5 protein-coding genes are annotated in these 10,586 nt (G+C 75.5%); 2 read left to right on the top strand and 3 right to left on the bottom strand.

Features of this window, described 5'->3' with window-relative positions; genetic code table 11:
* The 3 genes from ABZX30_RS17175 to ABZX30_RS17165 all read right to left on the bottom strand — a co-directional run.
* The coding region (locus tag ABZX30_RS17175) for a condensation domain-containing protein (protein WP_355934223.1) at nucleotides 1–1,084 on the bottom strand (1,084 nt) is incomplete at its 3' end.
* Complete coding sequence (locus ABZX30_RS17170; RefSeq protein ID WP_355934221.1) at nucleotides 1,081–7,530, bottom strand: amino acid adenylation domain-containing protein; 6,450 nt, start codon at nucleotides 7,528–7,530, stop codon at nucleotides 1,081–1,083. The genes ABZX30_RS17170 and ABZX30_RS17175, both read right to left, overlap by 4 nt.
* Nucleotides 7,517–8,548, bottom strand: coding sequence for a TauD/TfdA family dioxygenase (locus ABZX30_RS17165; RefSeq protein ID WP_355934219.1), 1,032 nt, complete (start codon nucleotides 8,546–8,548; stop codon nucleotides 7,517–7,519). Before ABZX30_RS17165 ends, ABZX30_RS17170 begins: the two co-directional genes overlap by 14 nt.
* A 191-nt stretch (nucleotides 8,549–8,739) precedes the next feature.
* On the opposite strand from ABZX30_RS17165, the gene ABZX30_RS17160 reads away from it, so the two are divergent.
* Both ABZX30_RS17160 and ABZX30_RS17155 read left to right on the top strand, forming a co-directional pair.
* Nucleotides 8,740–8,958 carry an MbtH family protein gene (locus tag ABZX30_RS17160; RefSeq protein ID WP_355934218.1) on the top strand — a complete coding sequence of 73 codons (219 nt, stop codon included), beginning with the start codon at nucleotides 8,740–8,742 and terminating at the stop codon, nucleotides 8,956–8,958.
* 359 nt (nucleotides 8,959–9,317) lie between these two features.
* A complete protein-coding gene (locus ABZX30_RS17155) occupies nucleotides 9,318–10,586 on the top strand; it encodes an MFS transporter (RefSeq protein ID WP_355934216.1) in 1,269 nt (422 codons plus the stop codon).

The following is a 10,586-nucleotide window of genomic DNA, read 5'->3' as shown; positions in this document are numbered from 1 at the left end:
TGTGGGGGGGGGGTGGGGGGGGCGGGCGGGGGGGCCGCCCCGCCCCCCCCCGCCCCCCCAACGACGGCGCCCCGGACAGGTCGACCCGCAGCACCAGCGTGTTGAGGAAGAGACCGACCAGGTCCTGGAGCTGCGCGCGGTCGCGCCCCGCCACCGGGAAGCCCACGGCGACGTCGCGCCGGCCGCTCCAGCGGCCGAGCAGGACGGCGTGCGCGGCCAGCAGGGCCATGAAGGGGGTGGCGCCGTGCTGCCGTGCGAGCGCGGTCAGCCGCCGGGCGGTGCCGGCCGGCACGGCGAGCGGCGCCAGCCCGCCCGCCGCGTCGCGTACGGCGGGGCGGGGGCGGTCGGTGGGCAGTTCCAGGGGCGGCAGTCCGGCCAGCCGCTCGCGCCAGTGGTCCAGCGGGCGGCGCAGTGCCGCGCCGGAGAGCCGTTCGCGCTGCCAGAGCGCGAAGTCGGCGTACTGCACCGGTGGTTCCGGCGAGCGGGGCGGCCGCCCGGCGAGCGCGTCCTCGTAGCGTTCCGCGAGCTCGCGGACCAGGACGTCCTCGGACCGCCCGTCGCAGGCGATGTGGTGGACGGTGAGCAGCAGGACGTGCTCCCGCTGGTCCAGCCGGGCCAGTACGGCGGAGAACACCGGGCCCTCGGCGAGGTCGACCGGCCGGCGCGCGCCGGTGGCCAGGGCGGCGATCCGGGCGTCCGCGGCCGCCCGGTCGAGTGCGCCGAGGTCCTCCTCGTCGAGCGGGACGCTCCCCGGCTCGTCGACGATCTGCACGGGCTCGCCGTCGGCCACCGGGTAGCGGGTCCGCAGCACCTCGTGCCGGTGGAGGATGCCGTCCAGCGCGGTGCGCAGCGCGGTCCGGTCGAGGGGGCCGCGCAGCCGGAGCGCCACGGTCATCAGGTACTCGGTGCCGCCGGGCTGGAGCCGGTCGAGGATCCACAGGCGGCGCTGGGCGAAGGAGAGCGGGAGCGGGCCGCCGCGCGGCGCGCGGGTGATCCCCTCGGCCGGGGCGGGGGCGGCTCGGCCGGCGAGGCGCCGGCGGAGCAGCTCCTGCCTCAGGTGCGCGCGGTCCTTGGTGTCGGTCATCGCAGGCCTTCCTCGGCGAGCAGGCCCGCCACTTCTTGGTCGGACAGCGCGGCGACGTCGGCCTCCACGGCCTCGGACACCGCCTCGGCAAGCCGGGCCACGGTGGTGGCCTCGAACAGCAGGCGCAGGGGCAGTTCGACGGCGAACGTCTCGCGGAGCCGGGCCAGCACCCGGGTAGCGAGCAGCGAGTGCCCGCCCAGGGCGAAGAAGTCGTCCTGGGCGCCGATCCGCTCCAGGCACAGGACCTCGGACCAGATCGCGGCGACGACCTCCTCGGCGGGGCCGCGCGGGGCGAGGTGCTCGCGGGCGCCACCGGCCAGGGCGGCCGAGGCGTCCGGGAGGGCCTTGCGGTCGATCTTCTTGCTGGCCGTCAGCGGGAACGCGTCGAGCGGCACCCACACCGAGGGGATCATGTACTCGGGCAGGAGCGCGCCCAGGTGTCCGCGCAGCTCGGCCACGTCGGGCATCGGACTGCCGGGGCGCGCCACCAGGTAGGCGACGAGCCGGCGTTCGCCCGGTGCCGTCCGCGGGGCGGTGACCACCGCCTCCTGGAGGGCGGGGTGCCGGGCGAGCGCCGCCTCGATCTCGCCGAGTTCGATGCGCAGGCCGCGGACCTTGACCTGGTGGTCGATCCGGCCGAGGAACTCGATGGTGCCGTCCGGCCGGTGGCGGGCCAGGTCGCCGGTGCGGTAGAGCCGCCCGCCGGGCTCGGTGGCGAAGGGGTCGGGGACGAACCGCTGCGCGGTGAGGTCCGGCCGCCGGTGGTAGCCGCGGGCCAGCCGGACGCCGCCGAGGTACAGCTCGCCGGGGACGCCGACGGGGACGGGCCGCAGGTCCGCGTCCAGGATGTAGGCCCGGGTGCCGGGCACGGGCCGGCCGAGCGGCAGGGCGCCGGCCGCGTCGCCCTCCGCGGGCGCCTCGGGGACGGGATGGAGCAGGCAGGTGACGGTGGCCTCGGTCGGCCCGTAGTTGCACAGGAAGCGGGCGGGCAGGCCGGTTTCGGCCCAGCGCCGCGCGTCCAGGCCGGTGACCACGTCGCTGCCGACGTTCATCAGCTTCAGCGAGTCCAGCAGGGGCAGGCCGGGCGACTCCAGGACGGCCCGGTAGTAGGAGGGGGTGATCTCCAGCACGGTGACGCCGTGCTCGGCGAGCCGGGCGGGCAGTTCGTCCGGGGTCCAGAACACCGGGTCGGCGACGACGACGGTGGCGCCGGCCACCAGGGTCGCGGCGATCTGGTCCATCGCCACGTCGAAGGTGAGCGCGGACAGCAGTGCCACCCGTTCGCCGGGGACGATCCCGTACGCGTCGGCGATCACCCGGCAGTGGTGGGCGTACGAACGGTGCTCGATCATCACGCCCTTGGGGCGGCCGGTCGAGCCGGAGGTGTAGATGACGTAGGCGAGGTTCCGCGGCCGGGCCGGGACGGGCGCCGGGCCCCCGGGTGCCGGGCCGGGGTCCCCCTGGGCGTCGGCGTCGGCCAGGACCACCCGGTGGGCGCCGCCCAGCCGGCCGGCGCACGCGCGGGTGGTGACCACGAGTTCCGGGCCGGCGTCGGCGAGCATGAGCTCCAGCCGCTCGGCGGGGTGGCCGGGGTCGAACGGCACGTACACGCCGCCGGCCTTCAGCACGGCGAGCAGCACCACCACCGCCTCGACGCCCCGCTCCAGGCAGGAGCCGACGATCGTCTCGGCGGTGACCCCGAGGGAGCGCAGGCGGGAGGCGAACCGGTCGGACAGCGCGTCGAGTTCGGCGTAGCTGACCTGCCGGTCGCCGAAGACCACGGCGACCGCGTCCGGGGCCCGCCGGACCTGACGGGCGAACAGCTCCGGTACGCACAGGTGGTGTTCGCCGGGCGGGTCGAGCACGGTGGCCCGCTCGGACTCCGGGTCGGCCCAGGCGGTGAGGGCGCGGTGCCGCTCTTCCTCGGTGAGCATGGCGAGGTCGCCGATCCGCGCGCCGGGGGCGGCGGTGATGCCGCCGATCAGGGTCAGGTAGTGGCCCGCCATCCGCTCGACGGTCTCCCGGTCGAAGAGCGCGGTCGCGTACTCGAACCAGCAGTACATGCGCCCGCCGCGCTCCTTGACGGTCACGGTGAGGTCGAACTTGGCGGTCTGAAGTCCGGCGCGGACCGGCTCCACGGCGACCGCGCCGATCCGGTCCGGGACGCCTGCCAGGTGCTGGTGCTCGAACATGATCTGGAACAGCGGGTTGCGGGAGAGGTCCCGCTCCGGCCGCAGTGCGTCGACCAGGTGCTCGAACGGGACGTCCTGGTGGGCGAAGGCGTCCAGCACCGTGCCGCGGACCTGCTCCAGCAGCTCGCCGAAGACCGGGTCGCCGCCGAGGTCACTGCGGATCACCAGGGTGTTGGTGAAGAAGCCGACCAGGTCCTCCGTCTCCTGGCGGGTCCGTCCGGCGACCGGGGTTCCCACCGCGAGGTCGTCGCGGCCGGTCCAGCGCCGCAGCAGCACCTGGAACGCGGCGAGCATCACCATGAAGGGGGTCGCGCCGTGCCGGCCGGCCAGTTCGGCGACGGCCCGGGCCACCTCGGGGGCCACCTCGACGACGACGTTGTCGCCCCGGGCGTCGCGGACCGCCGAACGGGCCCGGTCGGCGGGCAGTTCGACGGGGGTGAGGCCGGCCAGCCGGTCGCGCCAGTAGGCGAGCTGGTGGTCCAGCCGGCCGGCCCACTGCTGCTCGCGCTGCCACACCGCGAAGTCGGCGTACTGCACCGGCTGCGGGGCGTGCGGCGACGGCTCGCCCAGGGCGAAGGCCCGGTAGAAGAGGTCCAGGTCGCGCAGGCAGACGTTGGTCGACCAGGCGTCGAAGGCGATGTGGTGCAGGGTCAGGACGAGGAGGTGGTCCTCGGGGGCGGTGCGGATCAGGGTCGCCCGCAGCGGGTGTGCGTGCTCGAGGTCGAACGGCCGGCGGGCCAGCTCCTCGACCAGGGTCCGGGCCCGGTGCTCGGGGTCGGGGGCGCCCGTCAGATCGGTCAGGGTGAAGTCGACCGGACCCGCGGGGTCGACGACCTGGACGGGCTCGCCGTCCTCGGAGCGGTACCTGGTCCGCAGCACCTCGTGCCGTTCGGACAGCGCGTCCAGCGCGTGGCGCAGCGCCACGGTGTCGAGCACTCCGGTCAGCCGCAGCGCCAGCGGGACGACGTACTCGCAGGTCCCGGGCTCCAGCTGGTCGAGGAACCACATCCGCTGCTGGCCGAACGACAGCGGCAGCGGGCGGTCCCGGCCCGCCGGCCGGACGGCGTCCGGATCGGTGTCCGGGTCCGCCTCCGGGCCGGCGCCGGCCCCGGTGACCCGGGCGGCCAGCGCGGCCACCGTCCGCGCCTGGAACAGCTCGCCGACGGTCAGTTCGGTACCGAAGGCGCGCCGCAGCCGCAGCACGAGTTTGATCGCGAGCAGGGAGTGGCCGCCCAGCAGGAAGAAGTCGTCCTCGGCGCCGACCCGTTCGACGCCGAGGACCTCGGCCATCAGCGCGGCGACGGCCTCCTCGGCGGCGGTGCGCGGGGCCTGCCGGGCCGCCGCGGCGGGCCGGCCGGGTTCGGTGGCCGCCGGCAGCCGGCGGCGGTCCACCTTTCCGTTCGGCGTGAGCGGCAGTCCGGCGAGTTCGACGACGGCGGACGGCAGCATCGCCTCCGGCAGCGCGGCGGCCAGGTGGGCGCGCAGCGCCTCCGGGTCGATGCGCTCCCCCGCCGCGGGCACCGCGTACGCGGTCAGCCGCGCGTCGCCCGCGTCGGACCGGTGCACGGCCACCACGGCGGCGGCCACCGACGGGTGGGCCGCCAGCCGGACCTCGATCTCGCCGGGCTCGATCCGCACTCCGCCGATCTTGACCTGGTCGTCGACGCGTCCGACGTACTCCAGTGCGCCGTCCGCGCGGCGTCGTACCAGGTCTCCGGTGCGGTACCGGCGAGCGCCGGGCACGGTGGCGTCCGGGTCGGGGACGAACCGGTCCGCGGTGAGGTCGCCCCGGCCCGCGTACCCGCGGGCGAGTGCGATGCCGCCGACGTGCAGCTCACCGGTCACCCCGATGGGCACCTGCCGGCCCTCGGCGTCCACCACGTAGGTGCGTACGTTGGGCAGCGGCAGGCCGATCGGCACCAGGTCGCCGGGCTCATCCGGGTCGAAGTGCCAGGCGGTGGAGTCCACGGCGCACTCGGTGGGGCCGTAGGTGTTGACCACCTCGGCGCCGAGCGTGCGGCGCAGCCGGCCGGCCAGCCCGGCGGGCAGCGGCTCGCCCGCCGAGCACAGCAGGCGCAGCGAGGCGCAGTCGGCCAGGGCCGGCTCCTCCAGCAGCAGGCGCAGCATCGAGGGCACGCCCTGCAACACGGTGACCCGGTGGTCGAGCACGGCACGGACCATCACCGCCGGGTCGCGGTGGGCGTCCCGCGGGCCTGTCACCACCGTGGCCCCGCACACCAACGGGGAGAGGAACTCCCACAGGGCGGCGTCGAAACCGATGGTGGTCTTCTGCAGCACCCGGTCGCCGGGGCCCAGGCCGAAGCGCTCCACCGACCAGAGCACGCGGTTGCGGATCGCGGCCTCCGGTACGACGACGCCTTTGGGCCGGCCGGTCGAACCGGAGGTGTACATCACGTACGCGGCCCGCGTACCGGCGACGCCCGCCGGTTCGAGGGCCGGGGCCTCCTCGTCCGCCCGCGGCCGGACGGTGTCGAGCACGAGGGTGTCCGGGTGGGCCGGCAGCCGCCCGGCGAGTGCCTCCTCGGTGACCAGCAGGGTCACGTCGGCGTCGGTGATCAGGTGGGCGAGCCGCTCCGCCGGGTGTTCCGGGGCCAGCGGCACGTACACGCCGCCCGCGGTGAGCACCGCGAGGACGGTGGCGACCAGGTCGGTCCCGCGGTGCAGCGCGACGCCCACCGGGCTCTCCGGGCCGACGCCGCGCGAGCGCAGCACTCCGGCCAGATGCCGCACCCGGTCGGCGAGGTCGGCGTAGCGGGTCTCCCGGTCGCCGGACACCACGGCCACCGCGTCCGGGGTGGCCGTGGCCTGGGCGAAGAACAGTTCGGCGAGCGACCGGCGCGGGCGCTCGGTGCCGGTGCGGTTCCAGCGTTCGAAGGCCGCCAGCTCCGCGTCGGGGACGGTCTCCAGGTCGTGCGCGGGGGTGTCCGGGTGCTCGGCGATGGCCGTGAGCAGCCGCAGCAGGCTCGCCGCCATCCGTTCGATCCGCGCGCGGTCGAACAGCGCGGTGGGGAAGATCAGCCGGGCCGCGATCGAGCCGTCGGTGTGTTCGGACAGGTGCAGCGACAGGTCGAAGGCGGAGTGACCGGTGGCCGGCTCGACCTTCGCGACGTCGAGGCCGGGCAGCCGCAGGGGGCGGCGCTCGGCGTTGTGCAGCGCGAAGCCGACCTGGAACACCGGGTTGCGGGACGGGTCCCGCTCGGGCGCGAGGTCGGCCACCACCCAGCCGAACGGCACGTCCTGGTACTCGTAGGCGTCCAGGGTGGTCTCCCGGACCCGCGCCAGCAGGTCGAGGAAGGAGCAGCGGCCGGACAGGTCGGTGCGCAGCACCACGGTGTTGAGGAACAGGCCGATCAGCGGCTCCAGTTCGACCTGGTCGCGGTCCGAGACCGACACGCCGACGGCCACGTCGGTCCGGCCGGACCAGCGCGCGAGCAGCAGCTGGAACGCGGCCAGGTGCACCATGAACGGGGTCGCGCCCGCGTCCCGGCCGAGCACCGCCAGCCGTCCGGCCAGCTCGGCGGGGAGCGTGAACGGGACGCTCTCCCCGGCCGGGTCCCAGTGTGCCGGGCGCCGGCGGTCGGCGGGCAGCTCCAGCGGTTCCAGGCCCGCCAGCCGCTCCCGCCAGTAGCCGCGCCGCCGCTCGGCCCGCTCGGGTGCGGACGCCCAGGTGTCGCGCTGCCACCGCGCGAAGTCCGCGTACTGCACCGGTACCGCGTCGAGCGGTGACGGCCGGCCGGCCGCGAACGCGGTGCACAGCTCGTGCAGTTCCCGGGCGAGGACGCCCCAGGACCATCCGTCGAAGGCGATGTGATGGACCGTCACCAGCAGGGCGGCGTCGTCCTCGGCGAACCGGACCAGGGTCAGCCGCCAGGGTGCCTGGTCGCGCAGGTCGATCGGGGTGCGCAGCTCGGCCGCGTGGAGTTCGCGCACCCGCGCCGCGCGGTCCGCCGGCGCCGTGCCGGCCAGGTCCAGCCGGGCGAGCCGCACGGGGCCGGGTTCGTCCACGAACTGCGCCCCGGCGCCCCCCGCGGTGCCGTAGCGGGTGCGCAGCACCTCGTGCCGCGCCGAGATCTCGGTGAACGCCGCCTCCAGCAGCCGCGGGTCGAGCGGGCCGTGGATGCGGAACGCCTCGCACATCAGGTACTCGGTGGCGGCGCCGGAGCGGAGCTGGTCCAGGAACCACAGCTGTTCCTGGGCGAACGAGAGCGGGAGGCCGCTCTCACCGGCGGACATCGGTCACCTCCGCGGACGAGGCGGACCGCACGGCCGCCGAGTGGGGCTCGGCCATCGCCACGGCGATCCGGCGCGGCCCGGTGAACGGCTCCCGGGCGTGCGCCGACAGCATGTTGTCCACGAGGAGCACGTCGTCCCGCTGCCAGTCGAAGCGCCGCTGCTCGGCGCGGTAGCAGGACCGCAGGTGTGCGACGACGTCGTCCGGGACGGGCCGGCCGTCGCCGTAGTAGGTGTTGGTCGGCAGCCGTGCGTCGTCGTACATCTCCCGCAGCGCCCCGCACACCTCCTCGGCCAGCGTGGTCACGTGGAAGAAGGTGAGGTGGTTGAACCAGACCGTCTCCCCGGTCACCGGGTGGCGGTGCACCGCCCGGCGGCGCGCGCGGGTCCGCAGGCCGTCCGCGGTCCACTCGGTCTCGACGCCGTTGCGGGCGCAGTACGCCTCGACCTCGCCGCGGTCGTCCGTGCCGAAGGCCTGCCGCCACGGCACGCCGAAGCCGTCGGAGAAGTTGCGCACCACCATCCAGCCCCGGGCGGCGAACTCCTCCCGGACGGCGGGGTCGATCGCCCGGTACACCCGGCGGGTGTCGGCGAGCGGTGTGGCGCCCAGGGTGTCCGGCGGCCGCACGCAGTGGAAGAACAGGGTCAGCGGCCAGTCCGCCTGGTAGGAGTTCTCGTTGTGGAGGAAGATCTCCTCGTCCGGCGGGTAGTCGGTCGACGTGTACACCTGTCCCTTGATGGTGCTGCGCGGCGAGGACCGCTCCGCGTAGGGCAGCGGCGCGCCGGACACCGCCCGCACCGCGGCCTCGAAGCCGTCCACGCCGCCGACGTCGAAGCCGCGCAGCAGTACCGCGCCGTGTTCGAGCAGCCGGCCGCGGACGAGCGGTCGGGCGGCCGCCAGGTAGGCGGACAGGGGCGTACCGGGGCACTCGGCCGACAGCGTCAGGGGCAGGGCGGAACGCGCGTCGCGCTCCTGGGCGCGGTCGGCCGGCGCGGTCCGGAGGGAGGGGTTCGCAGTCATGCGCCTCAGCGTCGCCGCCGGGCCGTCGCCGCTCCGAGAGAACAACCGGCAGTCACCTCGGCAGCGTCGGCGCCGCGGTGACTGCGCCTCCTTCTCTGGGACCCGGGGGGACGGTTGCGGCAGGCTCTCCGGCGCCGCCACCGGTCACGTGAGGTTCGTGACGCGGCAGTTCACCCGAGGGAGGGCCCGCCGTGGCAGAGGAAGACATCGACGAGCGTACGTACCGCGTCGTCCTCAACGACGAGGAGCAGTACTCCGTCTGGCTCGCCGACCGCGAGCTGCCGCTCGGCTGGCACGCCGAGGGCACCGAGGGCACCCGGGCCGAGTGCCTGGCCCACATCGGCACCGTATGGACCGACATGCGGCCGCTCAGTCTGCGCCGGCAGATGGAGCGGGCGGCGCGCGGCTAGTGCTGTGGCCGGAAGGGTTTGCCGGGAAGCTCGCGGTGTCCGGTGCGGTGCATCGCAGGGCGGGGCGTCCCCCGCGTACGGGATGCACTCGGGTGATGCGGCGACGCGGCGAGGTGCCGCACCGGGTGTCGCGAGCCGGTGACCCTTTCCGGCCACAGCACCAGGTGTGCTGTCCGGCGGATGGGGCCGGGGGAGATCAGCGGGGCCTCGCGGTCCGGGTCCGGCGACCGACGGCAACGCGGCTGGGACGCGGCTGGGAGCGCCTCTCCGGGGGAGGGCGGGCCGCCCCCCGCGTCCCGCACATGACCCGGCGGACGGGCCCCGGCCTCCGGACGGGCCACGACTTGGAGTGTGAACAGATGACGAGCCCCGACACGAAGGCTCCGGCGGACCCGCCGGACGCGGCCCCCGCCGGTCCGGTGGTCCCGCTGCACCGCAACCGCGACTTCCTGCTGCTGTGGGGCGGCTCGGCGGTCTCCCTGCTCGGGTCGACGGCCACCACCATCGCCTACCCGCTGCTGGTCCTGGCCCTCACCGGCTCGCCGTTCGCAGCCGGGCTGGCCGGATTCGTGGCGCTGCTGCCCGCGCTGCTCCTCCCGCTGCCGGCCGGCGCCCTGGTGGACCGCCGGCCGCGCCGGCGGCTGATGATCTGGTGCGACGCGCTGCGCGCGTGCGGCGCGGCGGCCATCGCGGTCGCCTCCGCCCTGGACGTCCTCAGCCTGCCGCTGGTGCTGGCCGTGGGCTTCGCGGAGGGCACGCTCACGGTGTTCCACGGGCTCGCCGCGCACGCGGCCGTCCCCAACGTCGTGCCCCCGAGCCAGCTGTCGTCGGCCCTGTCCCGCAACGAGGCGCGGGGGCGGGCCGCCGTGATGCTCGGGACGCCCCTCGGCGGTGTGCTGTTCGGTCTCGGCCGGGCCGTCCCGTTCCTGGCCGACGCGCTGAGCTACCTGGTCTCGCTGACCGGACTGCTTTTCATCCGCAAGGAGTTCGAGGCCGAGCGGTCCGCCCGCACCGGCCGCATGGGCGAGGAGGTCCGGGAGGGCCTGAGGTGGCTGTGGCGACAGCCCTTCCTGCGCACCACCACCCTGCTGGTGGCCGGCAGCAACCTGATGTTCCGGGCGCTGTTCCTGGTCACCATCGTGCTGGCCACCGACGTCGGCGCGTCCTCGGCGGGGGTGGGTCTGATGGTCGGCGTCGCGGGCGGCGGAGGCGTCCTCGGCTCGCTGGCGGCACCGTGGTTCGCCCGCCGCGTCGCACTGGGCGCCCTGGTGATCGGGGCGAACTGGGCGTGGGCGGTGCTGATGGGCGTGATCGCCCTCAGCCGCGATCCCTTCACGCTCGCCGCCGCCTACGCCGCGATGTGGTTCGTCGGACCGCTGTGGAACGTGGCGCTCGGCAGCTACCAGCTGGTCATCACCCCGGACCGGCTGCGCGGCCGGGTGCTCGCGGGGATGAGCACGCTGTCCAACGGGGCTCTGCCGATCGGCTCGCTGCTCGGCGGTCTGCTGCTCGACTCGGCAGGCGCGCGGACCACCGCGCTGGCCCTGGCGGGGTGGATGGTGCTGATCGCCGGCGCCGCCTCCCTCGCCCGCTCCGTACGCGCCACGTCCGGCGCGCCGGCGCGCTGA

Origin of the sequence: Streptomyces sp. NPDC004542 (assembly GCF_040610035.1) — a bacterium.
GTDB lineage: Bacteria > Actinomycetota > Actinomycetes > Streptomycetales > Streptomycetaceae > Streptomyces.
This window is presented reverse-complemented; position numbering and strand designations above follow the sequence as displayed.

Excerpts from the sequence above, each read along its gene's own strand:
- ABZX30_RS17170 (WP_355934221.1), bottom strand. The coding sequence starts at position 7,530 with ATGTCCGCCGGTGAGAGCGGCCTCCCGCTCTCGTTCGCCCAGGAACAG.
- ABZX30_RS17165 (WP_355934219.1), bottom strand. The coding sequence starts at position 8,548 with ATGACTGCGAACCCCTCCCTCCGGACCGCGCCGGCCGACCGCGCCCAG.
- ABZX30_RS17155 (WP_355934216.1), top strand. The coding sequence starts at position 9,318 with ATGACGAGCCCCGACACGAAGGCTCCGGCGGACCCGCCGGACGCGGCC.